Genomic DNA, 25,975 nt, shown 5'->3' with positions numbered 1-25,975 from the left:
GCATCAGCACTGCATTGAGGGCCCCATGCCACCGCCCAGGCTTAGGTGGTGCGAGCCGTGGCCATGGCCTTCTCCGATTCCACTCCCCTGCCCCTGCCGGTGACCCTCAGCCTTGAGCCGGGCGCCTCCTGCCCCCTACCTGCCTGGCAGCCCTGGGGCGATGGGGGCATCAGCATTCCCTGCGGCAGTTCCGGTGATGTAGCTGCAGCCCAGGGCCCGAGCTGGGACGACCTGCTGGGCACCAGGTAGGAGCTGCCGGTGGGAGCGCTCAGCCAGCCACCAGCCGCCGGAAAGTCTTCTTGCCCAGCTGCAGCACCTTGCCGGCGAGCGCCTCGGGGCCGCCAAACTCCTGGTTGGGATCAACAAGCTTTTCGCCATCGAGCTTGACGCCGCCGCCCTGGATCTGGCGGCGGGCTTCGCTACTGCTAGCGCAGAGGCCCACAGCACTGAGCAGGTAGAAGGCCTTGGCGGGGAAGTTCACCGCCGTCAGCGAGGCCTCCGGCACCTCGGCGGCGGCGGCACCACTACCAGCCGCACCGGCTACAAGCTTGGCGGCATCCACCTGGGCCGCCGCCGCCGCCGGCCCGCCATGGCGCGCCTGGGTGATCTCCAGGGCCATTAGTTTCTGACGCTCCCTTGGGTTCTGCGGCAGACCCGCCAAATCCAGATCAGTCAGCAGGGTTAGGTAGTCGTCGACCACCGCATCGGGAACCTTTTCAAGCTTCGAATACATCGAAAGTGGGTCTTCGGCGAGGCCCACGGTGTTGCCCAGGCTTTTGCTCATCTTCTGCACGCCATCTAGTCCCGGCAGAATCGGCAGCAGCATTCCAAATTGAGGCCGCTGGCCAAAGTGACGCTGCAGGTCGCGGCCCATGGCCACGTTGAACTTTTGATCGGTACCGCCCAGCTCTAGATCCGCTTGCACTTGCACCGAGTCGTAGCCCTGCAGCAGCGGATAAAGAAACTCGTGCAGGGAGATGGGGGCCCCCGAGCCGTAGCGATTGGAAAAGTCCTCCTTGGCCAGCATCTGGCCCACGGTGCTGATGCCCAGCAGCTCAATCACCTGGGGCAGGTCAAGCCCGGTGAGCCACTCGCTGTTGCGGCGCACCTCCAGCCGGCCAGGAGTCTCGAAATCAAGCAGGGCACGCTCGCGGGCCTGGCCCAGGCCCAGCTGCTGCAGGTAGGTGGCGGCATTGGCCTCCACCGCAGCGGCGCTGAGTTGCACCCGGGTGGCGCTCTTACCGGTGGGATCGCCGATGCGGGCGGTGAAGTCGCCGATGATCAGCACGGCGATGTGGCCGGCATCCTGGAAGGCCCGCAGCTTGCGGAACAGCAGCGAGTGCCCCAGGTGGATATCGGAGCCGGTGGGGTCGATGCCGAGCTTGATGCGCAAGGGCCGCCCGGCCCGCTTGGCCTCATCAAGACGGGCGGTAAGTTGCTGATCTGGATCGCTGCTGGCACCTGCACCGCTGCCGGCGGGGAACAGATCCGCCATTCCCCGTTCAAGCCAGGCCGGCAGAGGAGGCAGGCCGGTAGGTGGATGCTCTGCTCGAGGCTGCTCTTCAGCCGGAGGCTGCGCTGTTGTCATTCGAATTGCGACCCGCCTTGACTCTGTGGCGAGATCGTAGGCAGCCGCTAGGCGGTGGCCTCCAGCTCAGACTTCATGCGCTCCAGGGTCTGGTGCATCTGCTGAAACATCGTTTCCGGTGTCATGCCGAACTGGCCCAGCTGGGTGCGTAGCTGCTCCACGGTGAGCTTTGCCTGGAAGTCTTCGGAGAGCTCGAAGCGCTTCATGAACACCCGGTAGCGCTCCATCATGTCCTCCATCTTTTCGATGTAGAGCTTCTTGCCCTCGCGATCAAACTTGCCGTATTCACTACCCAGCTGCATCAGCTGCTGGTAATCGCCAAATAGGCGCTTGGCTTCGTCCTGAACGATCTCGGATTCAAAGAACGCCATAACCCTGGCAGCGCAGCGTTTGCAGATTCTGGTGAGGCCGGGCACCCCTGGGGAGTGCGGATAGGCGTATTGCCCCTGGCAAATCGAGCGGGGCTGGCCAGGATGGCGCCAGTGCAGGGCCCCAGCAGAGCCTTCAGCGCCGATGGACTTCACGCCCAAGCTTGAGCAGATCCGCCGCAACACCAGCCAGATCAACAACCTGCTGCGGGATGCCCGCCTGGTGGCCTGCCTTGGCAACCGGGCCTTGCTCAGCTTCTTTGTGGGCGGCCTGATCGGCCAGGAGCACCTGGTGGGTGCCGCCACCTGTGAAGCTGCCGGCCTGGAGCTGGTGGAGCGGCACCGGCCCTCGATGGTGTTTCTCAGCGACACCCTGGAGCAGGGCTCGGGCGTTTCCTTACTGCTGCAAATCAAGCAACGCTGGCCCACCCTGCACACCCTGCTGCTGATCACCCAGGAGCACCGCCAGAGCGAGATCCAAGCAGCGATTGATGCCGGCTGCGACGGTTTGCTGGTCGAGTCCCGCCTTGGGCTTGGCAGTGCCATGGCCGCCCTGCATGCGATCAGCGGTGGCGGGGTCTACGTAGACCGCAGCCTGACGGAGCTGTTTCGCCGCGGACCCGGTGAGGGGGGGCCCCTTGAACCCCTAACTGAGCGCGAGCGGCAGGTGCTCAGCCTGGTGGCCGAAGGCGACACCAACGTAGAGATCGGCCAGCGGCTGTTTATCAGCGCCGACACGGCCAAAACTCACCTGCGCTCCCTCTGCCGCAAACTCCAGGCCCGCGACCGCACCCATGCCGCCGTGCTCGGACTGCGCTGGGGCTTAATCGATTGGCCTGAAGAGTGAGACCCCAGCTAGGTTCGAGGCGTTTTTGATGCGGTGGCATTCCGCCATGGCCAAGCGGCACTGGTTGGATCCCCTGGCGCGTCAGCTGCTGAGGGCCACTGGCCAGATCCCACCAGCACAGCTCCCTGCTGCACCTGCCGATGCAGCGGCGGAGCGGGAGCGGGTCCAAAGGGAGCTGGTGGAGCAGGAGCTGCTGGCCCTAAAGCTGCAACACAACCCCGCCCTCAAGCTTGAAGATGCTGAGGCCGTGGGCCGAGCCGCTGCCCTGGGCTGGCGGCTTGATGTGAACCGCGCCACCGCGGCCGACTGGCTGCGGCTGCCGGGCATCGCTGCCGACCAAGTGGACCTGCTGCTGCGGCTGCAGGCGGGCGGCATCCAGCTCAGCGGCGCCGACGACCTGCAACGGTTGCTGGATCTCTCCGAGGCAGTGATGCGCTGCTGGCTGCCCTTGCTGGAATTTCGCTGGTACGGAGAGCCAGCAACGCCTTTGCAATCCGCTACCCGAGTGGATCTCAACCAGGCTTCCAGCCAGGAGCTAGCAGGGCTGGGGCTCGATCCGCCCAGGCTCAGCCGACTGCTGCGTGAACGAAGTCGCAGCCCCTTTCGCGATCTGGCAGACCTGCAACAGCGGCTGCAATTTCCCGCCGACCTGGTGGAAAGCTGGATTGGCAAAGTGAGCTTCAGGCAAGGCCCTGCCGGCCCAGCCCTGCCCCCAGGCCGCAAGGGCACTGCCCGCCTAGGCCAAACCAGCACTGGGGCCTGAAGCGATGGTGCGTCAAGGCGAGTTGTTTACGGCCAGCCAGGTGGGGGGCGCTGGCCGCACCGATGGCCCTGATCTGCCCCTGCAAGCCTCGCAGCTGCTGGACTGGCAGACCCGCCTCGCCGCCCACCAGCAGCCCCTGTGGAGCAACCAAGCTGGTGGTGCCATGCAGGTCTCTCTGTTTGCCGGTAGCCCTGCAACGCCTGACGAGATCGCCGAGGCCTTCAACCCCCTGCAGCTCACCCCCCAGGCCCTTTCCTTCTGGCGCTGGCCCGCCTCACCCCAACAGGGTGCAGCCCTCTATCTGGTAACAGATCGGCCCGCCGGCCTGGGCCAGCCACTGCTGCTCTACGTGGGTGAAACCGGCCAGGCAGATCGGCGCTGGAAAGGCGAACACGACTGCAAGGCCTATCTCGCCGCATATAGCGAAGCCCTGCTGAAAGCGGGCCTGGGCTGCCAAACCAGCATCCGCTTTTGGTTAGACGTGCCCGCCGCCATCCGGCCGCGCCGCGCCCTGGAGCAGGCCCTGATTCAGCGCTGGCTGCCGCCCTTCAACAAGGAAACCCGCAGCCGCTGGGCCACGCCGTTTCAAGCCGATCCTGCCTAGGTGAATTGGGCTGGCCGCGCTGGCTACGATCGCGCCCAACCTCGGCCGCCCCATGGACTTTCGCTGCATCCCCGACGTCCTGCCTGCGGCCCTGGGCCATTTCGATGGTGACTGCCTGGCCGTCGGCCTATTCGCCGGTGCCGAAGATCGCCCCGACCACCCCCAGCTTGAGCTGCTCAGCGCCGCCCTGGGTCAGTCGCTGACGAGTCGCCTGGAGCAAAGACGCTTCAAAGCCCAGCCCGGCGAATGCCTCAGCCTCGATCGCCTAGATGCCAGCCCCCAGACCCTGATCCTGGTGGGTCTGGGGGCTCCAGCCGACTTCAACCTCGCCGGCCTGCGCCGGGCCTGCGCCGCCGCCAGTCAAGCTGCTGCTGCCGCTGGTGCAAGCCATCTGGCCCTGGCCATGCCGATCGAGGCCTTGGCAGCAGATGCTGCGGCCCAGGCCATGGCGGAGGCCAGCCGCCTGGCCCTGTTCAGCGACCAGCGCTTCAAGGGGAAGCCCGAGCCCCGGAGCCTGCCGGAGACGATCAGCCTGATCGGCGTGGCAGCAAGCGCCGCTCCCGCCCTGGCGGCAGTGGCAGCCAGCTGCGCCGGCGTCGAGCTGGCCCGGGAGCTGGTGGCCGCTCCACCCAACGTGGCCACGCCTCAACATTTGGCTGACACCGCCGCTGCCCTCTCCCGGGACTTCGGCCTGGAGCTGACGGTGCTGGAGAGGGCCGACTGCGAAGCCCTGGGCATGGGCTCCTACCTGGCGGTGGCCCAGGGCTCAGACCTGGCGCCCAAGTTCATCCACCTCACCTACCGCCCCGAGGGTGTGGCTAAGCGGCGCCTGGTACTAGTGGGCAAGGGCCTCACCTTCGATTCCGGCGGCTACAACCTCAAGACCGCCGGCTCCCAGATCGAGATGATGAAGTACGACATGGGCGGCAGCGCGGCGGTGCTTGGGGCCATGCGTGCCATCGCCGAGCTCAAGCCCGCCGGCGTGGAGGTGCACATGATCGTGGCGGCCTGCGAAAACATGATCAGTGGCGGGGCCATCCACCCCGGCGCGATCGTCACCGCTTCCAACGGCAAAACGATCGAGATCAACAACACCGATGCCGAGGGGCGACTGACCCTGGCCGATGCCCTGGTGTATGCCTGCAAGCTCGAGCCGGATGCGGTGGTGGATCTGGCCACCCTCACCGGAGCATGCGTGATCGCCCTGGGGGAGGAGATGGCGGGCCTCTGGTCCAACAACGATGGCCTGGCCGATGCCCTGCTGGGCGCCAGCAAAGCCAGCGGTGAAGACCTCTGGCGCATGCCCCTGAGGGCCTCCTACAAGGCCGGGCTCAAGAGCCAGTTTGCCGACCTCAAGAACACGGGCCCCCGGCCCGGGGGCTCGATCACCGCCGCCCTGTTCCTGCAGGACTTCGTCACCCCAAAGCTGGCCTGGGCCCACCTCGATATCGCCGGCACCGTCTGGAGTGACAAGGGCCGCGGCCAGGATCCCGCCGGCGCCACCGGCTTCGGCGTGCGCACTCTGGTGAATTGGGTGTGTTCGGAGGCGCTGCTTGAAGCTGCGGCCTAAATTTGGAGCCCTGACGCCTTTGAGCCCTCCATGGCCGTTCAGAAGATCCGCTGGTATGTCAAGGCCCAACTCGGCGTGCTGCTCCTGCCCGCCGGGCTCTGCCTATTTGGCGAGGCGGTGATCCGCAAAGGTATCCAGGTGCTTGCCGCCGCGGGCAAATTGGAAACCCTTACCAGCCCCGGGCCCTGGTTCTGGTATGGCACGTTTGGCCTGATCCTGATCAATGCCGGCGTGGGGCTGATGATCGAGAGCGGCCTACTGCGCGGCTATCCCGGACGCAGTTAGGGCTTAGGCAGCCACGACTGCCGTACGAGCGGCTCCAGCACCCAGGCTGGCCATCAACTCCGCAGGCGATTCCAGGGCATGAATCTGCCAGCGGGCCCGCTCACCGCAGAGGGGCAAGAGGCGATCAAGGTCGTCAGCAGCCTGCTTCGGACTTACGTAGGGCCCAACATGGCGGGTATTCAAACCATCGCGGATGGTCAGCAGATACATACAGGACTGCTCACGCAATTAACAGAATCTTAGGCAGTCCTAGCTGGCCCTGAAAGGGCGGAAAGCCGCTCCATAACTGCAGCTAAGCGACCACCAGAGACACTATTCCTTTAGATTTTCCTCAGAATTGCCGCAATTCCTGGCTGTCTGCGCTCCCAGGGGAGCGATCGCTAGTCAGGACTTGCTGCCAGAAGCCCAAGCCGCCCCACTGCGAGCGCGCTTGCCCCACACCGAATCAAGCCGCCGATCCCGGCCGCAAGCCCAGCGGTAGTAGTTGTATTTGACGCTGTTGAGCTGCGCATAGTTCTGGTGGTAGGCCTCTGCCGGCCAGAAGCGATTCAGCGGCTTGATCTGCACCTTCAGGGCTGCGACCGGACGGCCCAGCTCGGCGGCGGCGGCGCGCAGGCTTGCCTGGGCCTGGTTTTGTTGATCGGCGCCACTGGTGAAAATCACCGGGCGATAGGAGCTGCCGCGATCGCAAAACTGGCCGCCACCATCTAAAGGATCAATGTTGCGCCAGTAGGAGCGCAGCAGGCTTGCGTAGCTGATCCGGGAAGGATCGAACCGCACCCGCACCACCTCCTGGTGGCCGCTGCCCCCAGCCGATACCTGGCCGTAGGTGGGGTTAGCTCCGGCGCCACCGCTGTAACCACTCTGAGCGTCCAAAACCCCTGGGAGCTTTTCGAGGTCGTGTTCCAAACACCAGAAACAACCGCCAGCAAGCACCGCTTCCTGAGGCGCATTGGCAGCCATGGCTGGGGCTGGGGCAGCGCAAAGCAGGAGCAGCAGGCTCAACAGCCAGGCCAGGGGACGGGCACCAAGAGTGGGGGGGCGGGTATTCATCGAGCTTCCAGTACCTGGTCAAAGATGGCGGATGCGGCCCGCTGGGTGACGCCCGGCTCACCTAATTCCAATCGCAGCCGCCGGTATCCATCCAACATGGTTTGGCGAGCCCCACCGCTGGCATCAAGCTCAAGCAGGGGTAGGGCCTCGCGCACGATTGCCGCAGCCGTGAGGTCCTCCTGCAGCAGCTCAGGCACCAGCCGCTCTCCCAGCACCAGGTTTACCGGGGAGATGTGGGGCACGCTGAACCGCAGGAGGTGGCGAGCCACGAAGGCTGTCGCCCGGCTGACCCGATACACCACCACCTGGGGCACACCCCGCAGGGCCAGCTCCAGATTCACCGTGCCCGATTTGGCCAAGGCCAAATCGGCGGCAGCGCAGAGGCAGGCCTTGAGCTGGTCTGAATCTGCGGCAGCAATGATCTCCGCCCGCACCCCTGCCTGGCCAAGTTGCCGCGCCAGATGGGCCTCGAAGCCTGGCAATCCCGCCGGCACCACCACCTGCAACTCGGGCCGCTGGCGCTGCAGCTCGGCAGCCGCCGCCACGATGTGGGGCAGCATGTAGCGGATCTCCTGGCGCCGCGATGCCGGCATCAGCAGCAGCACTGGCGCATCACCGCGCAGCCCAAGCTGACGGCGGGCCTCCTGCTGGCTTGGCACTTCACCGATGGTGTCCAGCAGGGGATGGCCCACATAGGTGACATTGGCGCCACGACAGCGATAGAAGCGGGCCTCCTCCTGAAAAATCGCCAAGATCTGATTTGTGAAGCTGATCAGATTGGAGCGGCCGCCGTTGCCGAATTTGAATGCCCACTCCTGCGGGGCTATGTAGTAAGTGACGGGCACCTTGGGAAATCTGCGCTTGAGCCGCAGCCCCAAGCTCACATTGGGGCCCATGTAGTCGATCAGCACCACGCCATCGGGAGGGTCGCGGCGAAACCAACGCTTCAAGCGCCGCTGCAACCTCAAGGTCGGCAATACAAAGGGAATAGCCTCCAGTAATCCGATAGCACCCATCCGGGTGGTGTTAGCCAGCAGTGCCGCACCGGCGCGCTCCATGCGCTCGCCACCAAGGGCCACGATCTCGAGATTGAGCTGGCGGCGCCGGGCCTCCTCGTGCAAAGCCTTTACCAACAGCGATCCCTGCAAATCCCCAGACACCTCACCGGTGCTCACCAGCAATCGCAGCATCAGCGCGTCCCCGGGATCGGCCCGCGGCGGGAGGGGCCAATGGAGGCCTCTAGGAAACTGCACAACTGGTCTGCGGCGCCGCCCAGGGGCTGGGAGCGCAACTGGCTTAGGGCTTCAGCCAGGGTGATGCCACTGCGGTAAACCAGGGTCCAAGCCTGCTTGAGTTGCTCAAATTGTCGGCCGCCGTCCTGATCGAATAGGCCGCTGCGCTGGAGGCCAATTTTGTTGAGAGCCCTGACACGGGAGGGATGACCCTCCACCAATGTGAATGGCGGCACATCACGCTCGATACGGCTCATGCCCCCCACCATGGCCAGGGTACCGATATGCACGAACTGATGAATACCGAGCACGCCACCAATCACAGCCCGATCGCCGATCACCACATGGCCGGCCACGGCTACCCCATTGGCGATCACGATCCGGTCGCCTAATTCACAGTTGTGGCCCAGATGGCAATAGGCCATCAACAAATTGCCGCTCCCAAGCCGCGTTTGTTGGTGGCCAGTGGTGGCCCGGTTGATGGTGACGCACTCCCTGATCGTGTTCTCGTCGCCCAGCACCACCTCGGTGGGATCACCAGTGTATTTGAGATCCTGGGGTTCGAGGCCGATGCAGGCCCCAGGAAATATGCGGTTATCGCGGCCCATGCGCACCCTGCCATCGAGAACCACATGGGGCCCGATGCGGCAGCCAGCACCGAGCTCCACCTGGGGGCCGATCACGGCGTAGGGCCCAACTTCAACACCTTCAGCCAGCTGAGCTTTGGGATCGACAACAGCCGTGGGATGGATGGTCGTGGCCATCAGTCCACCAGCGAGAACATCAGTTCCCCGGAGCAAACCAGCAGACCATCCACGCTGGCTTCTGCCTTGACCTTGCCGAAACGGCGGCGCTTGAGGCTCAGCAACTCACAGGTGATTACCAGCTGGTCGCCAGGCACCACCGGACGACGAAACCGCACCCCATCGATGCCGGCAAACACAAATAAGCCCTTGGGCAGATCGGGCATCTGGGTAACGATCAACCCGCCCACCTGGGCCATGGCCTCAACGATCAACACTCCCGGCATCAGGGGGCGACCGGGGAAATGGCCCTGAAACTGGGGCTCATTGAGGGTGACGTTTTTAATCGCCACAGCGCGTTTGCCCGGCTCATGCTCAATCACCCGATCCACCAAAGCGAATGGATAGCGATGGGGCAGCAGTCCCTGAATCTGCTCGCTGGTGAGGATCACCGCAGCTCGGGGATCCAAGGACGCCGGCGCGGCGGGCTCAGAAAGCGGTGGGCTGGTGTCAGACAAGGGCATCAACTGGCGAAAGAACTGGAGGGGGAGGTGCTGGCCAGGCCGGCCAGGGCCGCAGCCAAAGATGTGTGGAGCCCGTGGGAGCCGCGATAGGCGAAAACCTGGGCTCGAGGCAATCCGATTAGCGCCAGGTCTCCCAACAAGTCCAGGATTTTATGGCGCACCGGTTCCTCCACAAACCGCAGCGGCGGATTGAGCCAGCTGTCGCCGTCACATACAAGGGCATTCTCAAGGCAGCCACCCCGGATCAGACCGGCCGCCCGCAGCTGATCCACCTGGGAACGCAGCCCAAAGGTGCGGGCCGGGGCAATCTGCTCAACAAACGCGCTAGGTGACAAATCGATTGAAAACAGCTGGCGGCCAATGGCCGCATCGGCAAATTCAATCGCCGCACCAAGCCGCAAGCCGACATGGGGCAAGGCAGTGGCAAAGCTGACTCCACTACTAACAGTGAGCGGCAGCTCAAGCTCCAGCGCCGCTGACGCATAGGGCAGCGCCTGAAGGCCCGCCTCATCTATCGCCTCCACCCAGGGCAGCGCCGATCCATCCAGTAAGGGGATCTCCTCGCCGCTCACGAGGATTTCAGCTTGGGTAACACCGGTGCCGGCCAGGGCAGCCAGCAGATGCTCAACCGTGGCTAGGCGACGTTGGTCTAGCCGCAAAGCTGTACAAAGCTGAGTGTCGCTCACCTGATCCGGGGCCAAACGAATCAAGGGGAGCTCCGGGGCATCCAGCCAACCCACCCAGTAGCCCGGGCGCTGTGATGGCTGTAAACGCACCTGGGTTTGCTGCCCGCTGTGCAAGCCCACCCCCTCCCGTTGCACCGACTGGCTCAGAGTCCAGGCACCGGAATAGTCACTTGGCCATTGCGCCACTAGAACTTCCAGCCCACACCCAAGTTGAAGCGCCAATCACTGGAGAAATCCTGGGTGGCAACTTCAAGGCGCAGGGGGCCCACTGGCGTAGTCACGATTAAGCCAACTCCCGGGGAATAGCCCTCACCACTTTTGCCAAGCAATCCGCCAGGGTTACCAGGGATATCTCCCTGGGTCCCAAAAGTGGTACCAGCATCAAAGAATATCTCACCACTAACAATACTAAACAACGGGAATCGATACTCAATTGTTGCCTCAGCAAAGCTCTTGCCAACACCTAAATCGCAGTCGTAGTAACCACGCACAGAATTGCCACCACCCAGGCAGAAAGCTTCGTAAGGGGGAATGTCACTGCCTACCAAGGTCCCAGCTGAAACTTGGAAAGCCAATGCCTGCTTACAATCTTTGGTCTCACCGGGCTTGGGACGGCAGCCCTTGAAGATCTTCAACCACTCCACAGGTATGTAGTGGGTGAAGGTACCCCGAATGCGATTGAAAGTTGGGGAGTTTTCCCCAACAGAAATAAATTGCTCAGTGCCCAGGCTCAGGAAGTTACCCTTTGTTGGGTTGCGGGGGTCGTTAAGGGTGCTGTACGTAGTACCAACCCTAAAACTAACCAGCTGGTTTTCAGAAGCGCAGTTGAAGGCGAGGCAGATAACCTGGTTGCTCGGCACACGAGTCGGCGATTTAGTAGCCCCGACCACACCGTAAGAATACTTACCTCCCGAAAAGTCCATTGGGGTAACTTCCTGGCCCCCGAATGACAAAATCAGATTCCAAGGAGCTTTTTTGTAAGGGTTACCACCATTCAAGGGACGCACAAGCTGAACGTTCGCCCCAATACGCTGAATCGCGACCGTATCAAAGTTTGTCTTGATAGTTTCAGTACCATTTGGGTTGACCTTGCGACTAGTCACAACATCAAAATCAGCTCCATCGAAGTTCCTAAGTTGGTAGCTAAACGTTGTATTTTCACTTTGAAATAGCTGAGGAATTTCGCGACTAAAGAAGAAGCGAGCCCGGAAGGAAGTTCGATATTTGTTGTCCTTGATCCAAGGATCTGTGAAGGTGATATCACCAAGGCCGCCGAATTGGCCGTAGGAGATGTTGGTGCCGAGGTCCCAAGCCCGGCCAAAGAGGTTGCTGTCCTGCAACTGGATCTGGCCAAACACACCCTGGCTCTGGCTGTAGCCCAGGCCACCTGACAAAGAACCACTGGACTGCTCAACAATGCCAAGCACAATCACCACCTTGCCAGGCTCGGCCGGCACCGGCTTAAGAGTCACCTTGACATCACTGAAAAGGCCCGTGCCGTAGATGCGCTTGATGTCCTCCTCGAGCTCGCGCCGGTTGAACACCTGTCCAGGGCGCATGGACACCTCGCGGGTCACTACCCAGGGCTTGGTCTTGCCCCGAATTGGCTCGCCTTTGTCGTTGGTGGCAGAGCCTTCCTTATTGAGGAACTGCACCTCAACCCCCTCAACGGTGCCCTGGCGAACCAGCAGCTCCACCACCCCCTCCGGACTCACCCGGCTAGGACCGGTGATCCGTGCCAGGGAGTAGCCCTGATCGGCATACCAGCGCTGCAACTCCTGCATGCGGGTCTGCAGGGTGTTGAGGTTGAGAGTTTTGCCGTAGTCAGCGGCGAAGGTGTCCTTGACCACCTGCTCCGGCAACTTCAGGTCGGCTGGATCGAGCTTGACCTGCTGCAGCACCGGGTTGGCCACCACCACCACCACCAGCCGCACGCCCAGCGGACCATCTACAGGCTGGATCCGCACATCGGAAAACCAGCCGCTGGCATAGATCGCTGATAGATCGGTCTGCAGCTCGTTGCGGGTAACCCGCGAACCTGGGGTGGCCGCCATCGCAGCGTAGGCGGCCAGCTCCAGCCGTTCCCGTTCAGGGTGGTCTTGGAGGCCTTCGATCGCCACCTCGGCGATCAAAACCTTGGGTTCAGCTTTGGCAGCAGGCTCGGCTACCGGGGCGGCCTGAGTTGGAAATGGTGTCTGGGGGACGGGCTTGGTGGGCGCGGGCGCCTGGCTGGCCGGATCCGCCAATGGGTTGTCCACCTGCTGCGATGCAGGCTGGGCTAGGGCAGGGCTCGCCGAGAGGAGGGCGGCGCCCATCAGGGGCCAAACAGCCTTCAAACTCAGCAAACCAGCCATGGGGAAGGGGTAGCGGAGCGGACAGGCCGCAAATTGCGCTGACCTTACCGGTAGACCCTGGGTGGAGGACAGGCCCCTTGGACCCGTTTGAGGACCTCCCCGTAGGCCTCGACAACGCCGCCTAAATCCTGTCGGAATCGATCCTTGTCCAAAATCCGGTCCTGAGAATCCAGCACCGCCCGATCCCAAAGACGGCAGGTATCAGGGCTGATCTCATCAGCAACCACCAATTCACCACTGGCGGTATGCCCCAATTCGATCTTGAAATCCACCAGCTGCAAGCCGATAGAATCAAACAAAGCCAGCAATTCCCGATTCACCTGACGGGCCAGCTCCTCCAGTTGGCAGCGCTGCTCGGGCGTAACCAGGCCCAAATGCCCAAGGCGCGCTTCGGTGAGCAGGGGATCTCCGAAGCCATCGTCCTTGTAGTAGAGATCAAGCAAGGGTGGCTCCAGGGGCGTGCCTGGCGCGATGGGCATCTGCTTGCAAAGCGAGCCCGCAGCCACGTTGCGGATCACCACTTCAATCGGGATCACCCGCACTGGACGGGCCAGCATCCAGCGGCTGCCTTCCACCCCGAGGTAGTGGGTGGGAATGCCCCGTGCGGCGAGATGCTCAAAAAGCAAAGCCGATATTTGGCAGTTCAACTCTCCCTTCCCAGCCAGCTGGGCTTTTTTGAGGGCATTAAACGCAGTGGCATCGTCCTTGTATTCGACCGCTACCAAGTCGGGCTGATCTGTGGCAAATACCCGTTTGGCCTTACCTTCGTAAAGCAGGGAACCAAGTGTGTAGGCCGTCATGGCTGAGGATCGGGGGACTGCTGTGCGGCGGTATGGCCACCAGGGGCGCGGGGGGTGCGAAGTTGACGCTCCAGATCACCCTGCCGGGACAGGGCAGCTGGATCCCGCCGCTGCAACAGCCACTCACCGTAGGCATCGTCGATACGGGCGCTGAGGCGCACGCGCCGCTCCGTTGCCCGGGCGACCTGCTCCGGCGTACCGCCAGCCAGGGCCAGCTGCTGGTCGAGGATCTCAGCTACCAGCCCCCAGCTGCCAGAGGATGCCGCCTGCTCGAGGGCCAGCTCCAGCAGCCGGTCCTGCTCAAGCGCTGGTAAGGCTCCAAAAAGCGCTACCGCCTTAGCCAGCCGGGCCGCCGTCGCCGCACCGGGCTGGGAGCTACTGACCAACACCTCCGCGGCCCGTTGCCGTTGACCCAGGCTTTCAAGATGGTCCGCCAACAGATCCAGGGCTGGGCGATTGATCCGGGTGCCGTCCTTTTTCTCGCCCACCGGCAACTCCAGCAACGCCAACTGCCCCAGGTTTCCAGCCGCAAGCCGCTCGAGGGCATCGGCCGCCAGCTGGTGGTGCAAGCCCGCCTGGGCAGCACGCCACTGCAGCACCAGCCACTGGGTCCGCTCAGCGCCCGCTGCCGGCCCCACCCGCGCCAGCACCTGCAGGGCCCCGTCAGGGGCCTGACAGCTCAACAAGCTGTGGGCATTAGCCAGCACCACCGCAAGAGGCTGGGGGGCTGGGTGGATGGAGAGCAGCCGCTGTTGCAGCTGGCGCAACAGCGGCCCATCGCGCCGCCGCACGGCGGTGACACAGGCAGCGTCGAGGGCATTGAGATCTCCATCGCGCAGCAGGGCAATCAGGGCTGGATCAGCGCTGGCAACACTGGTTTTGGCTTGCGCGTCTGGGGCAGGGGCGGCGGCCATAAGGCCAGCCAGCGCAGCGCCAAAAATTGGTAACAGCCGGGCCCGGGGGGAGAATGGCGCTGGTATTGCCGGCATGACTAGAAACAGGGCTTGGCGGCCCCCCGCAGCACGTTTCAACTTAGAAGAGCTTTCGCTCACCTCCCACCTCCCGTCTGGCCCATGCCCCCTGCCTCCTGTCCAACACCCGCGCGGATCCTGGTGATCGGGGCAGGTGGCCGCGAGAACGCGCTGGGCTGGGCCCTGGCCCGCTCGCCAGGGGTTGAGGCGGTCTGGATTACCCCTGGTAATGGGGGCAGCTGCGACCTACCGGGCTGCCAGCAACTGGCCATCGCCGAATCCGACCAGGCCGGGCTCCAGGCCACCTGCCGCGACCTAGCAATTGAACTGGTGGTGGTGGGTCCAGAAGCCCCCCTGGCTGCTGGCCTGGCCGACAGCTTGCGCGCCGCGGGATTCCCCTGCTTTGGCCCGGGGGCCGATGGGGCGCAGCTGGAGGCAAGTAAACAGTGGGCTAAAGCGCTGATGCAGGAGGCCGGCATTCCCACTGCCGGCTACTGGGCCGCAGACAGCCGCGAGCAGGCTCTGCAAATTTTGACTACCCAAGGGCGCCCCCTGGTGGTGAAGGCCGATGGCCTGGCCGCCGGCAAAGGCGTCACGGTGGCAGAAAGCGTTGAGGAAGCCCGGGCCGCCATCGAGGAGATTTTTGCCGGCCGCTTCGGCGCTGGGCCCAAGGCGGCCGGCTCCGAAGCGGCAAGCGCCTCCCTGGTGCTGGAGGAGCGCACCGTTGGCCCCGAAGTTTCCGTATTCGCCCTCTGCGATGGCCAGCGCATGGTGCTGCTGCCCACTGCCCAGGATCACAAGCGCATCGGCGAGGGCGATACCGGCGCCAACACCGGCGGCATGGGTGCCTACGCCCCGGCTCCCCTATTGGATGCGTCCGGCCTAGAGGAAGTGCGCCAGAGGGTGCTCGAGCCCACCGTGGCCGCCCTGCGGGCTCGAGGCATCGACTACCGCGGCGTGATCTACGCCGGCTTGATGCTCACCGCAGCCGGACCGAGCGTGATCGAATTCAATTGCCGCTTCGGCGATCCGGAGTGCGAAACCCTGATGCCATTGCTGGGGCCGGAGCTAGCCCAAATTTTGTTGGCCTGCGCCAACGGCAACCTCGACCAAGCACCAGCCCTAACCATCCATCCCGGCTGCAGTGCCTGCGTTATCGCCGCTGCGGAGGGTTACCCGGGGGAGCTGCGCCGCGACGATCCCATCGAAAGCGCCCTGCAGCCCACCGACCAGTTGCAGCTGTTCCATGCCGGCACCCGCCGAGATGACCACGGCCGCTGCCTAACCAGCGGCGGCCGAGTGCTCGCTGTGGTGGCCCAGGCCGACGACTTTGATACCGCCTTCGAGCGGGCCTACGCCGGGCTAGCCCAGGTGCACTTTGAGGGCATGACCTTCCGCCGGGACATCGGCCATCAGGTGCGCAACCGATGAGCTGGCGCCAGGCCATAGGCCGCTGGTGGGCGGAATTCAGCCTGCAGACCAAGCTGCTGGCGGTGGCCACCCTGGTGGTGAGCCTGCTGATGACGGGCATCACCTTTTTGGCCCTCAACGGCATCCAGAGAGATGCCCAGCTGAGCGATACCCGCTATGCCCGAGATCTAGGCCTGCTGCTCTCGGCCAACATCACGCCCCTGGTGGCGGAGGGCAACGACCGGGAACTGGCGGCGGTAGCAGATCGTTTCTGGCGCTCCAGCCGCAGTCTTCGCTACATCTTTTTCGCCGATCCAGAAGGGGTGATCTACCTAGGCATTCCGATCGGCGCCAGCTCAGGCAGCAGCGAGCTGCTGCTCAGCCGCCGCCTAGAATTGCCCTCAGATTTACAGAAACGGCCTGATACGCCCCTGATCCGTCAGCACCTAAGCCCGGGCGGGCAGGTGACGGATGTGTTTGTGCCGATGGTGAGTGACGGCCGCTATCTCGGCGTGCTGGCCCTGGGTATCAATCCCAATGAGACCCTGCTGGCCAGTGCCGCCCTCACCCGGGAGGTGACAGTGGCTGTGTTCATTTCAATCTGGGTGCTGGTGATTTTGGGGGCTGTTTTCAATGCCCTCACCATCACCCGCCCTGTGAAAGAGCTGCTGCAGGGGGTGCGCTCGATCGCTGGCGGCAACTTCGAAACCAGGCTGGCCCTGCCGGTGGGCGGGGAATTGGGGGAGCTGCTTGACGGCTTCAACACCATGGCCTCCCAGCTTGAGGACTACAAGGCTGCAAACATCGAAGAGCTCACCGCCGCCCAGGTGAAGCAGCAGTCCCTGATCGCCAAGATGGCCGATGGGGCAGTGCTGCTGGATGCCGAGGGCGCAATTGTGCTGGCCAACCCCACCTCCCGTCGCCTGTTCCGCTGGGAGGGCCGCAACCTCGAAGGCAACGACCTGATTGCCGAGCTGCCCGAACGGCTGGCAATGGAGGTGCAGCCAGCCCTCGACAGCGTGACCTGCCGCGACCGTGAAAGCGCCGATGTGCGTTGCAGTTTTGGCGAACCGATCCGCACCCTGCGCATCGTTTTGCAGTCGGTGAGTGATGCCAGCGGCGAAAGCCTCAAGGGCATCGCCATGACCATCCAAGACCTAACCCGCGAGGTGGAGCTCAATGCCGCCCAGAGCCGCTTCATCAGCAATGTCTCCCACGAACTGCGCACGCCCCTCTGCAACATCAAGAGCTACGTGGAAACCCTCCACGACCTTGGCGACCAGCTCAGCGAGGAGGAAAAGCGCGAATTTCTGGGAATCGCCAACGCCGAAGCCGACCGGCTCACCAGGCTTGTCAACGACGTACTCGACCTATCCCGGTTGGAGTCGGAGCGGGAATGGAACCTAGAGCCGCTGGAGCTGGCCCCAGCCATCGAGCAGATCCTGCGCACCTACCGCCTCAATGCTGATGAAAAGGGCGTCTCCCTGGCCTTTGAAGCAGATCCCCAGCTGCCGCGCATCCTCGGCAACTGGGACCTGCTGCTGCAGGTCTTCGACAACCTGGTGGGCAATGCCCTCAAGTTCACCCCCAAGGGTGGGCGGCTGCAATTACGGGCCTACCCCTGGCCCGATCTCTGCGTGCTGACCCCGGGCAACGAACCCAGGGGCGACAGCCCCAGCTGTGATCTCACCTCGCCCCTACCCCGGATTCGAATCGAAATCGCCGACAGCGGTTGCGGCATCTCGGATGCAGACCAGGAGTGCATTTTTGATCGCTTCTATCGAGTTGAAAACTCCGTGCACACCGAAGCTGGCACGGGATTAGGCCTATCGATTGTGCGTGGCAACCTCGAAAAACACGGCACCCAGGTGCGCATGGCCAGTGCCCTAGGGGTAGGCAGCACCTTCTGGTTTGACCTACCTCTAGAAAATTCCGACACGGACGAATTGCGGTTACTGGCCGAGCGACGCCGCTACGACCAGGCCGAGATTTAAATCTCGTCGTCGGCGACGCTGCGGGCGATACGGGAGAGCTCGCTGCGCTCGTCTGTGGTGATCCGGTGGGGCACCCCGGAGATGATGCGCTCGAAGTTGGAAAAGGAATCCTTGATCTCAGGGCCATTGCTGGTGATCACGAATTCACGGATGCCCTTGTCGTGCCAAGAGCCGCGCATTTTGAACACGTTTAAGGCACGGGCCATCTCACCGCGGATCTCCACATATTGCAGCAGCAAGATCGTGTCGGTAATTGTGGAGATATGGGAGTCGGTGATCGAATGGCTACCCATGAACTCCTCGGAGGTGTTCGTAAAGAAGCCGGCAATCTCCTCCTGCTTGGCATAACCAGTAACGCCAATCACAAACTGCCTAAAGGCATTGTGGCTCACGCCCCTGGCCAGGGCACTTAGGGAATCGATCGCCATACGCGATGGCTTGAACTGGCCTATTTCAGTTTTGATGATTTGGAGATGATCTTCCAAACCCGTGGACTCGGGATAGGCGCAAATGATCTTGAGCAGGCCGTCCTGCTCCATCTGCTCAAAATCGATACCCCAACTGGTGGCATTGCGTAGCAGCTGGGCGCGGGACTCCTCGTAGGCGAACAGAATTGCTCTCTCCTTGGAGCGGCAAGCATCCTCGACAAATTTGGACACCAGCAGGGTTTTACCCGTACCCGTGGCACCGGTGGCGAGGATGATCGAATCCTTGAAGAAGCCGCCACCGCACATCTCGTCGAGCCGGGGCACGCCGGAGCTGAGCCGCACATTTGAGGAGCGCTGGGTGAGACGCATGGCTCCCAGCGGGAAAACGCTGATGCCGTGGCTACCCATAGTGAAAGGGAACTCGCCCTTCATGTGGGTGGTGCCGCGCAGCTTGAGAATCTCCGCGGTGCGTCGCCGCCGCTCCCCCTCCAGCACGTTGCGGAGAATCACCACGTTGTCAGAAACAAATTCTTCCACTCCGTAGCGAGCAATCGGACCGTATTCATCGATCCTTTCGGTGGTCATCACCGTGGTGACACCAATTTCCTTCAACCTGGCAATAAGGCGGAAAATCTCCCGACGCACCACGGAAACCGCGTCATATTGCTGGAATACAGCGGTAATCGAATCAATCGCCACTCGACGGGCCTTGTACTTGCGAATTGCATAATTAATCCGCTCAATCAAACCGGACAGGTCAAAACTCCCCGCCACATCTTGACCTTCCGGATCCGGCGAGGCGTCAAGAATAAAGAGCTTATCCTGCTCAACCATCTCTTGCAGATCCCAGCCAAAACTCGCCGCATTACGCAGAATATCCAGAGGCGACTCTTCAAAAGTCACGAAGATTCCTGGTTCGTTGTACTGGCGAATGCCGTTGTATAGGAAGTTGAGAGAAAACACCGTCTTACCGGTGCCTGAGGTACCACTGATCAGGGTGGAGCGGCCGATGGGCAAGCCGCCGTGGCACACGTCGTCGAAGCCCTCGATCCCAGTCGGGAGCTTCTGCACCTGCATCAGGGGGTTGCTAGTGGGGCTTGGTTCCTGCATCGAGGGAAGAGTTCTGAAGAAAAACTACTCAGGGCAGCGGCTCAAGAGAAGGGAGAGGATCTGTAGGAACCGAAACCGACGGATTTGCCATGCCGTCGGTTTCACATAATTCCTCTTCCAAAACCTCCTCACTGAGCTCTTCGTAGAGCAAATCAAGCCCGATCAGCACCCGCTCCCGGTCGGAGAGATCGCCGATAATTCGGCGTACTGGTGGCGGCAGGATCTTGGCCAAAGTGGGGGTTGCGAGAATCTTGTCCTCCTCAGCCAGCTGAGGATTCTTCAACACATCAATCACCTTGAGGGCATATACGCCCCGGAATTCCGTTTCAAGGATATTCCGCAGTGTTTTCAAGGCACGCATCGAGTTGGGCGTATTGCCCGCCACGTAGAGCTTGAGGATGTAGGTCTTGCGTGGAGTCATGGTTAAGAAACCTCCTGGTTCAAGCCATCGTGGGCTGGCCGGACGCCTGGACCGGCAAACCAGTCAAAGGCGCATCGGGTGGAATGGAGCGGCGGTACATCTCGCAAAGATGGGCCATCACATCGAGCAGGGCCAGCCGATAATCCTGGAGGAAATCGTTCTTGTGCCCTTCCAGCTTGAGCTGCTTGGAGAAACCATCAATGAGATTCATGTGAATCTCAACAGTTTTAGTAATGGGTAAATCACTAAAAAAAGCCGTATTGACGAAACTTTCCAAGGCCTGGTTTGCCGCCGCCGGATCCCGGAAATAACTGAGCAGCAGGTCTCGATAGGTGCGCTCCAGAGAATGGATCAGATCCTCGCGCTCCTGCTGGCTCAGGTTACGTAGAAAGCGGGCTGGATCACGCTTGTAGAAAACCCCAACAAAGCCGACGCGGCCCTTCAGCCGGTTGGCCAGCTTCCAGCGATCGGGGGTTTCGGTTCTCTGGCCAGCAGGCGAGCTCTCGGAGCCGGCTAGGCCTTCGCGCAAGTAGCGGGAGACAGCCGCATCCACGCTGTAGCTGAGCTGCTCAAGCTGATCGGGGGGCAAGTGCACCTCCGCTTCATGGAGTTCGATCTGGCCTCCCACGCCCCCGATCACCACCGCCGGCATCAGCAGTCCCAAATCCCCAAAGGCACGGCAGTCCTCTGGGCTGAGGGCCCCCTGTTCCAGCAGCACGGCGTCGAATTCCTCCCGTCGCTGCTCTAGCTCCACCAGGGGGTTGGTTGAGGGATCCACCCAGACCATGCGGCAACGCCCCCCAAGCAGCCAGCGGGAGCAGGCTTGCTGCAGGCTGGGATCTCGGATCAGAGAAGCGATGGTGAGGGCCGGTTCGGGCATAGACCGCTTTGGCAGCGGGGCAACCCGCGGGAAGGGCCCCTAAATGTTGACGAAAGTAAGGGCCAGACGAGAGGATTATTGTTTGTTTTTCGATTGTGCGCCAGGCCGAATGACGTCGAGTCACTTTTCGGGCTATGGGTTTGCTGAAACCCTTGGCTTGAAAAGTTCTCCGTCAGCCTGGCCACGCTCCTGCCGCCATGAGCCCTACCACCGAATCCGCAGCCAAGAGCAGCGCCGAACCGGCCGCTCCCCAAGAGGCCCCCACCAGTGGCGCCTACGCCATTGTTGAGGCATCAGGCCAACAGTTCTGGCTGCAGCCGAACCGCTACTACGACCTCGACCGCCTTGGCATCGATGTCGACGGCACCTTGACCATCGACAACGTGTTGCTGATCAACGACGGCAAAACCACGACCTTGGGCCAGCCGTACGTAAAGGGAGCCAGTGTTGAGCTCAAGGTGATGGCCCATCGCCGCGGCCCCAAGATCATCATTTACAAAATGCGCCCTAAGAAAAAAACCAGGCGCAAGAACGGTCACCGCCAGGAGTTGACCCGCGTGATGGTCGAATCGATTTCCCTAGGTGGCAAGGCTCTGGCCTGAGCTTTTTCTGCACCCTTTTCAATCTCCATATCCACTCGCTGACACCCCCGATCCATGGCCCACAAGAAAGGCACAGGCTCAACACGCAACGGCCGCGATTCCAACTCCAAGCGCCTCGGCGTCAAGCGCTACGGCGGTGAAACCGTGAGCGCCGGCTCCATCCTGATTCGCCAGCGCGGCACCTCTGTGCTGCCCGGGGTCAATGTTGGCCGCGGCTCCGACGACACCCTTTTCGCCCTGGTGGATGGCGTAGTCAACTTCGAAAGCATCAAGCGCGGCCTACGCAACCGCAAGCGCATCAACGTTGCCATCGGCTGAATTAGCCCCAACCCCATAAAGCGATTCCTTACTGCCGGCGGACCTCCGCCGGCTTTTTAATGCCCAGCGTTACGGCCCCTTTCAAGCCAACCGATAGGCCCGGGTGGTGATCAGGTAAGGGTGAAACACCTCGAGAAAGCGGCTCTGCAGCGTGCGGAAAAAAGCCTCCACCAGCTCTGGGGCATCGAAGTGAAAGGGGTACTCGCCCTGAAATCCCTTGAAGAAATACCAGTTGAGAAGGGCGATGCCGGCTGGGGCGAGGCGCTCGGCAAACAGGGCCAGCTGGGCGGCAGGATCGCTCAGATGCTCCAGCACATCCAGGCAAACGATCGTGTCGAAGCGCCCGGGTAGGGCCGGATCAGCCATATCCCGATAGCAGCTCAACTTGGCGCCCAGGCCGAGCTCGGCAGCGCGAGCCTGCACAAAGGCCCGATTGTGGGGGTTGAGATCCACAAACCACACCCGCTCCACCTCGGGGAGAGCCGCGGCCGCCAGGGCATGGCTGCCGATGCCGCCGCCGAAGTCGAGCACCTGGCCGCGGGCAAAGCGCTGCTGCAGCCGCAGGGTGTCGGCGATGTAGTCGGCGCTGCCTAGGTGCCAGGCCGCCAACTCCAGCAGATGGCCGGTGCCAACAGTGTCTTCATAAAAGCGACCCGCCTGATCTGGATCAAAGGCACCGGGGTGTAGGGCGGCCAGGTCGTCGGTGCTGCAGGGCAGGCGGCACTCCAGCTCCTCGGGGGAAATCTCGAGGAAGCTGGCCAACTGGGAGCGCAGGGCGAAGCCATCAGCCAAGAAGCGCTCCACCCCCAACTCCAGCTCCCCTACCGCGCCCATGCCTTGCCTTGCCCTTTAGATGGGGGTCAACCTAGGAGCCAGCCCCGATACGGGCCTCTTCCACCAGTTCAGCCCCTTCTCCCGGCACCTCTAACCAGCGCCGCAGCCAGGCCACCAGGCCATAGAAGGGCAGGGTGTCAGCAAGGGCTGCCACAAGTTTGAACAGGTAGCCACTGGCGATGAAGGAGGCCAACTGGGGCACCACCGGCTCGCCGGGGCGCACCGGCAGCACATGGCTGGCGTAATGACTAATTAGCACCACGGCACTGGTATCGACCAGTTGGCTCACCAGGGTGGAGCCGTTATTGCGCAGCCATAGGGCCTTGCCCCCGCTGAAGCGCTTCCAGAAATGGAATAGGCGCACGTCGGTGAACTGGGCCGCCAGGTAGGCGACCATCGAGGCCCCGACAGCGCCGAATGCCAAGCGACGGACCTCGAAGAAGGTGGCGTCCGGCGCACCGGCAACCCCCGGCAGGATGCCGCCAAGCCAGAGGATCAGCACAATCCAGCCGTTTAGCAGCAGACCCACCCACACCAGCTGGGAGGCCTTCTGCTCACCCCACAGCTCACTGATCAGGTCGGTGCAGAGAAAGGTGATCGGATAGGGCAGGGCCCCCACCGCCACCACGATCGGCCAGGAGCCAATCGTGCCTAACTGCAGAAAGCGTGTGAGGCCAAGGATGTTGAGCATGCCCATGGTGCCCAGGAAGATCCCAGCCAGCACCAGAAACGCCAGGTCGCGGCGCTGCTGCAGGGTCATTGGAGCTGAACATGGGACGCTGCAAGGGTGACGCTCCGATCCATGGCTGACCAGCCCTGCGGCTTTCTGGTGCTCGACAAGGCGGCTGGGCTCACCTCCCACGCCTGTGTCGCCAGGGTGCGGCGCGCCTACAAGCTCAAGCGCGTGGGCCATGGCGGCACCCTGGATCCAGCCGTCACCGGGGTGCTGCCAATCGCCCTAGGCCCCGCCACCCGGCTACTGCCCTACTTGGAGGGCGACAAGACCTATCGGGGCGTGGTGCAACTGGGGCTGCGCACCGTCAGCGACGATCTGGAGGGTGAGGTGCTGGCCCGCTTTGCGGTGCCCGCTTTGGAGGCAGCGGATCTGGAGGCAGCCCTGGCGAGCTTTCGGGGCAGGATCGACCAGGTGCCCCCCCAGGTTTCAGCCGTGCACGTGAAGGGGCAGCGGGCCTATGCCCTTGTGCGCCAGGGCGAGCAGGTCGAGCTGGTTCCCCGAGCGGTCACAATCCAGAGACTGGAGTTGCTCGGTTGGGATGGCGCCACAGCCAGGCTTGAGCTGCTGGTGCGCTGCTCAGCCGGCACCTACATCCGCTCCCTAGCCCGCGACCTGGGCGAGGCGCTGGGCTGCGGTGGTGCCCTGGCGCGGCTGCGCCGCAGCGAGGCCCTGGGCTTTGACCTCGAACAGGCCGTGCCATTGGAAGCCCTCGATCAGGCGCCATTGCCAGCCCTGCTGAATCCGCTGGCAGCCCTGGGGCACCTACCCCAACGGCAGCTACTCGATGCAGAACTTGAAGGCTGGCGCTGCGGCCGCGCCCTTGACCATCGGCTGTCGCTGGAGGCGGGAGAGCCGGTGGCGGTGCTGGGGCCGGATGGCAACCTGGCTGGCATGGCTCGCACCAGTGAAGGCGGCCTGTTGCAGCCCAAGCTGGTGTTCAACGCAACCGGGTAGCCCCCCGCCCCTCTCCCCCCGCACCCCGATGGCCGGCCACAGCAAGTGGGCCCAGATAAAACGCACCAAGGCCGTGGTGGATTCCAAACGCGGCGCCGTGTTCACCCGGCTTGGCAGGGAGATCATGGTGGCGGCCCGAAGCGGGGCCGACCCCACCGGCAACTTCCAGCTGCGCACCGCCATCGAGAAGGCCAAAGCCGCAGGCGTGCCCAACGCAAACATCGAGCGCGCCATCGCCAAGGGTTCAGGGCAAGGCGGTGGCGCTGGCGAAACCTTCGAGGCGGTGCGCTACGAGGGCTACGGCCCCGGCGGCGTGGCGGTGCTGGTGGAGGCCTTCACCGACAACCGCAACCGCACTGCCGCCGAGGTGCGCCTGGCCTTCGGCAAACACGGCGGCAACCTGGGCGAAACCGGCTGTGTGGGCTACCTGTTTGAGCAGCGCTCGGTGGTGCAGCTAGCCGCCGGGAATGGCCAAGCCATCGATGAAGAAGTCCTGCTGGAAGGGTTGCTGGCCCTGGAGGAGCAGGGCGGACCCGCCGCCCTGAGCTACACCCCCCTCGAGGAAGGGGGGCTGGAGGTGTGCGGCACCTTCGCCGACCTAGAGGCCCTGCAGGACGGCCTGCGGCAGCAGGGCTGGGTAGTGGTGGGCTGGGAACACCGCTGGATTCCCCAGACCGCCTGCCCGATAAGCGACGCCGAAACTCTGCGCGCCTGCCTGCGCATGCTTGATGCCCTCGAGGACCTGGAAGATGGGCGCAGCGTCACCAGCAACCTGGAGGCCGACGAAGGGCTGAGGGCAGAGGTGATGGGCTGAGGGCAGAGGTGATGGGCTGAGGGCAGCGGTGCCAGGCACTGGCCAACCCACTTAATGATTCTTTCGAATCGTTTGGGCATCAACCCGCCGCAAAAAATCGATCAGACCCTGGATATAAACCACTTGGTCATCAACCATCGCCATATGGCTTCCATTCGGGCAGTGGAGATGGGAACCCCGCGGCAGAGCCTCGGCCATGGCAGCCATCTGCTGGGGATCCATGGTGTCGTGGGCGGCACCAATGGTGAGAGTGGGAACCTCAATCCGGGATAGATCAGCCCTGCGATCCCACTGGGCCAACTTGCCACGGGCTCCCAGCTCACTGGGTCCCTGCATGGGGATGTAGACCTTTGGATTGAGGTGCTCAAATGCACGCAGAACCGAATCGGGCCATTGCGCATAGGGCCGGCGCAACACATGGTGCTCGTAGTGGTTCGGAATCAACAACTCCATGTAGCGAGGGTTGTCGTAATCCTCGGCAGCTTCGATAGCCTGGAGCTCGGCCAGGACATCCGCTGGCAGTTGACGGAGAAAACGCTCTTCAGCGTAGCAATTGTACTCAGGCACACTCCACACCATGTTGGAGATTATCAATCCCTTCAGATATTGCTGGTAGCGCAGCGCATACTCAATCGCCAGAATTCCGCCCCAGGAGTGACCGAGCAAGAAAAAATTGCTGCCATCGAGAACGAGGGCTTGGCGCACCTGCTCCACCTCATCGACAAATCGCTCGATCTCCCACAGATCAGCGTGATCGGGCTGGCTGCTGTGATGCGAACCCAACTGGTCGTAGAAATAGAGCTCGATTCCTGCCTGGGGCAGAAAACTGTCAAACACCTCGAAATACTCGTGGGTGCAGCCCGGTCCGCCATGGAGCAGCAACAGCTTGATGTGAGGGCTCGCACCGCTGCGACGTGTCCAAACATCAAAGGTGCCGTGAGCAGTCCGAACCGGAATGCTGCGCACACCGGAAGCGGGCGGAGCTGGAGGGGTTGTCATAGACAAGGTCGATGAAAAATCCTCACACAATCGTGACTGGCTCATCGTTCAGCCGCCACACGACTTTGTGTGACTCGGCGGCAGACA

29 protein-coding genes are annotated in these 25,975 nt (G+C 62.8%); 12 read left to right on the top strand and 17 right to left on the bottom strand.

What is annotated here, in order from left to right:
- Positions 1-63 precede the first annotated feature (63 nt).
- A complete protein-coding gene (locus KBY73_RS12900; protein WP_254937480.1) occupies positions 64-249 on the top strand; it encodes a hypothetical protein in 186 nt (61 codons plus the stop codon).
- A 19-nt stretch (positions 250-268) separates the two neighbouring features.
- On the opposite strand, the gene tyrS is transcribed toward KBY73_RS12900, so the two are convergent.
- Both tyrS and KBY73_RS12890 read right to left on the bottom strand, forming a co-directional pair.
- A complete protein-coding gene (gene tyrS / locus KBY73_RS12895; protein WP_254937479.1) occupies positions 269-1,495 on the bottom strand; it encodes a tyrosine--tRNA ligase in 1,227 nt (408 codons plus the stop codon).
- A gap of 140 nt (positions 1,496-1,635) precedes the next feature.
- Positions 1,636-1,959 carry a DUF1825 family protein gene (locus tag KBY73_RS12890; RefSeq protein WP_106502272.1) on the bottom strand — a complete coding sequence of 108 codons (324 nt, stop codon included), beginning with the start codon at positions 1,957-1,959 and terminating at the stop codon, positions 1,636-1,638.
- A gap of 142 nt (positions 1,960-2,101) precedes the next feature.
- On the opposite strand from KBY73_RS12890, the gene KBY73_RS12885 reads away from it, so the two are divergent.
- Genes KBY73_RS12885 through KBY73_RS12865 form a run of 5 tightly spaced genes read left to right on the top strand, consistent with a single transcriptional unit; the run spans position 2,102 to position 6,025 of the window.
- Entirely contained in the window at positions 2,102-2,803 is a 702-nt protein-coding gene (locus KBY73_RS12885) for a response regulator transcription factor (RefSeq protein ID WP_254937478.1), read from the top strand.
- Between the two features lie 46 nt (positions 2,804-2,849).
- Positions 2,850-3,566: a hypothetical protein gene (locus tag KBY73_RS12880; RefSeq protein ID WP_254937477.1), complete on the top strand. Its 717-nt coding sequence runs from the start codon at positions 2,850-2,852 to the stop codon at positions 3,564-3,566.
- Between the two features lie 4 nt (positions 3,567-3,570).
- Positions 3,571-4,170, top strand: coding sequence for a GIY-YIG nuclease family protein (locus KBY73_RS12875; RefSeq protein ID WP_254937476.1), 600 nt, complete (start codon positions 3,571-3,573; stop codon positions 4,168-4,170).
- 52 nt (positions 4,171-4,222) lie between these two features.
- Positions 4,223-5,740: a leucyl aminopeptidase gene (locus tag KBY73_RS12870; RefSeq protein WP_254937475.1), complete on the top strand. Its 1,518-nt coding sequence runs from the start codon at positions 4,223-4,225 to the stop codon at positions 5,738-5,740.
- 30 nt (positions 5,741-5,770) lie between these two features.
- Positions 5,771-6,025 carry a hypothetical protein gene (locus KBY73_RS12865; RefSeq protein ID WP_254937474.1) on the top strand — a complete coding sequence of 85 codons (255 nt, stop codon included), beginning with the start codon at positions 5,771-5,773 and terminating at the stop codon, positions 6,023-6,025.
- Between the two features lie 3 nt (positions 6,026-6,028).
- Here KBY73_RS12865 and KBY73_RS12860 read toward each other — a convergent pair whose 3' ends face one another.
- From KBY73_RS12860 to KBY73_RS12820, 9 genes are all read right to left on the bottom strand, one after another.
- Positions 6,029-6,235 carry a hypothetical protein gene (locus KBY73_RS12860; protein WP_254937473.1) on the bottom strand — a complete coding sequence of 69 codons (207 nt, stop codon included), beginning with the start codon at positions 6,233-6,235 and terminating at the stop codon, positions 6,029-6,031.
- Between the two features lie 174 nt (positions 6,236-6,409).
- Complete coding sequence (msrA, locus tag KBY73_RS12855) at positions 6,410-7,078, bottom strand: peptide-methionine (S)-S-oxide reductase MsrA (protein ID WP_254937472.1); 669 nt, start codon at positions 7,076-7,078, stop codon at positions 6,410-6,412.
- On the bottom strand, positions 7,075-8,268 hold the full coding sequence (gene lpxB, locus KBY73_RS12850; protein ID WP_254937471.1) for a lipid-A-disaccharide synthase: 1,194 nt from the start codon (positions 8,266-8,268) through the stop codon (positions 7,075-7,077). The genes msrA and lpxB overlap by 4 nt, the downstream gene beginning before the upstream one ends.
- Positions 8,268-9,074 carry an acyl-ACP--UDP-N-acetylglucosamine O-acyltransferase gene (gene lpxA / locus KBY73_RS12845; RefSeq protein WP_254937470.1) on the bottom strand — a complete coding sequence of 269 codons (807 nt, stop codon included), beginning with the start codon at positions 9,072-9,074 and terminating at the stop codon, positions 8,268-8,270. Before lpxA ends, lpxB begins: the two co-directional genes overlap by 1 nt.
- Positions 9,074-9,571 carry a 3-hydroxyacyl-ACP dehydratase FabZ gene (gene fabZ, locus KBY73_RS12840; protein ID WP_396097104.1) on the bottom strand — a complete coding sequence of 166 codons (498 nt, stop codon included), beginning with the start codon at positions 9,569-9,571 and terminating at the stop codon, positions 9,074-9,076. Before fabZ ends, lpxA begins: the two co-directional genes overlap by 1 nt.
- A 5-nt stretch (positions 9,572-9,576) precedes the next feature.
- On the bottom strand, positions 9,577-10,449 hold the full coding sequence (lpxC, locus tag KBY73_RS12835; RefSeq protein ID WP_254937469.1) for a UDP-3-O-acyl-N-acetylglucosamine deacetylase: 873 nt from the start codon (positions 10,447-10,449) through the stop codon (positions 9,577-9,579).
- Entirely contained in the window at positions 10,449-12,617 is a 2,169-nt protein-coding gene (locus KBY73_RS12830; protein ID WP_396097102.1) for a BamA/TamA family outer membrane protein, read from the bottom strand. Before KBY73_RS12830 ends, lpxC begins: the two co-directional genes overlap by 1 nt.
- Positions 12,618-12,661: 44 nt before the next feature.
- Positions 12,662-13,417: a phosphoribosylaminoimidazolesuccinocarboxamide synthase gene (gene purC, locus KBY73_RS12825; protein WP_254937467.1), complete on the bottom strand. Its 756-nt coding sequence runs from the start codon at positions 13,415-13,417 to the stop codon at positions 12,662-12,664.
- The gene (locus tag KBY73_RS12820) at positions 13,414-14,331 is read right to left on the bottom strand and encodes a hypothetical protein (protein WP_254937466.1); all 918 of its coding nucleotides are present in this window, start codon (positions 14,329-14,331) and stop codon (positions 13,414-13,416) included. Before KBY73_RS12820 ends, purC begins: the two co-directional genes overlap by 4 nt.
- Before the next feature lie 159 nt (positions 14,332-14,490).
- Between KBY73_RS12820 and purD the strand changes: the two genes are divergently transcribed.
- Together purD and nblS are read left to right on the top strand one after the other, a co-directional pair.
- Complete coding sequence (purD, locus tag KBY73_RS12815; protein WP_254937465.1) at positions 14,491-15,819, top strand: phosphoribosylamine--glycine ligase; 1,329 nt, start codon at positions 14,491-14,493, stop codon at positions 15,817-15,819.
- Positions 15,816-17,792: a two-component system sensor histidine kinase NblS gene (nblS, locus tag KBY73_RS12810; RefSeq protein WP_254937464.1), complete on the top strand. Its 1,977-nt coding sequence runs from the start codon at positions 15,816-15,818 to the stop codon at positions 17,790-17,792. Before purD ends, nblS begins: the two co-directional genes overlap by 4 nt.
- Here the strand turns inward: nblS and kaiC are convergent.
- From kaiC to KBY73_RS12795, 3 genes are read right to left on the bottom strand one after another with little or no spacing between them, the layout of a single operon-like run.
- Positions 17,789-19,330, bottom strand: coding sequence for a circadian clock protein KaiC (gene kaiC / locus KBY73_RS12805; RefSeq protein WP_254937463.1), 1,542 nt, complete (start codon positions 19,328-19,330; stop codon positions 17,789-17,791). The genes nblS and kaiC overlap by 4 nt on opposite strands.
- A 28-nt stretch (positions 19,331-19,358) precedes the next feature.
- Positions 19,359-19,751 (bottom strand): circadian clock protein KaiB, encoded by a 393-nt coding sequence (gene kaiB / locus KBY73_RS12800; RefSeq protein ID WP_254937462.1) that lies wholly within the window; start codon positions 19,749-19,751, stop codon positions 19,359-19,361.
- 19 nt (positions 19,752-19,770) lie between these two features.
- Positions 19,771-20,631, bottom strand: coding sequence for a circadian clock protein KaiA (locus tag KBY73_RS12795; RefSeq protein WP_254937461.1), 861 nt, complete (start codon positions 20,629-20,631; stop codon positions 19,771-19,773).
- A 197-nt stretch (positions 20,632-20,828) separates the two neighbouring features.
- On the opposite strand from KBY73_RS12795, the gene rplU reads away from it, so the two are divergent.
- Both rplU and rpmA read left to right on the top strand, forming a co-directional pair.
- Entirely contained in the window at positions 20,829-21,233 is a 405-nt protein-coding gene (rplU, locus tag KBY73_RS12790) for a 50S ribosomal protein L21 (RefSeq protein WP_254937460.1), read from the top strand.
- Between the two features lie 54 nt (positions 21,234-21,287).
- Positions 21,288-21,551, top strand: a complete 264-nt coding sequence (gene rpmA / locus KBY73_RS12785) for a 50S ribosomal protein L27 (protein ID WP_254933859.1) — start codon at positions 21,288-21,290, stop codon at positions 21,549-21,551.
- Between the two features lie 81 nt (positions 21,552-21,632).
- On the opposite strand, the gene KBY73_RS12780 is transcribed toward rpmA, so the two are convergent.
- Positions 21,633-22,385 (bottom strand): bifunctional 2-polyprenyl-6-hydroxyphenol methylase/3-demethylubiquinol 3-O-methyltransferase UbiG, encoded by a 753-nt coding sequence (locus KBY73_RS12780; RefSeq protein WP_254937459.1) that lies wholly within the window; start codon positions 22,383-22,385, stop codon positions 21,633-21,635.
- A gap of 31 nt (positions 22,386-22,416) precedes the next feature.
- Positions 22,417-23,145 (bottom strand): queuosine precursor transporter, encoded by a 729-nt coding sequence (locus KBY73_RS12775; protein ID WP_254937458.1) that lies wholly within the window; start codon positions 23,143-23,145, stop codon positions 22,417-22,419.
- A 42-nt stretch (positions 23,146-23,187) separates the two neighbouring features.
- On the opposite strand from KBY73_RS12775, the gene truB reads away from it, so the two are divergent.
- Both truB and KBY73_RS12765 read left to right on the top strand, forming a co-directional pair.
- Positions 23,188-24,075 (top strand): tRNA pseudouridine(55) synthase TruB, encoded by an 888-nt coding sequence (gene truB, locus KBY73_RS12770; protein ID WP_254937457.1) that lies wholly within the window; start codon positions 23,188-23,190, stop codon positions 24,073-24,075.
- Positions 24,076-24,103: 28 nt separating this feature from the next.
- A complete protein-coding gene (locus KBY73_RS12765) occupies positions 24,104-24,889 on the top strand; it encodes a YebC/PmpR family DNA-binding transcriptional regulator (RefSeq protein ID WP_254937456.1) in 786 nt (261 codons plus the stop codon).
- 51 nt (positions 24,890-24,940) lie between these two features.
- On the opposite strand, the gene KBY73_RS12760 is transcribed toward KBY73_RS12765, so the two are convergent.
- Positions 24,941-25,888: a proline iminopeptidase-family hydrolase gene (locus KBY73_RS12760; RefSeq protein ID WP_254937455.1), complete on the bottom strand. Its 948-nt coding sequence runs from the start codon at positions 25,886-25,888 to the stop codon at positions 24,941-24,943.
- Between the last annotated feature and the right edge of the window lie 87 nt (positions 25,889-25,975).

The organism is Cyanobium sp. Tous-M-B4, assembly GCF_024345395.1.
GTDB lineage: Bacteria > Cyanobacteriota > Cyanobacteriia > PCC-6307 > Cyanobiaceae > Cyanobium_A.
Note: the sequence above shows the minus strand (reverse complement) of the source record. Positions and strands in the feature narration are given on the sequence as shown.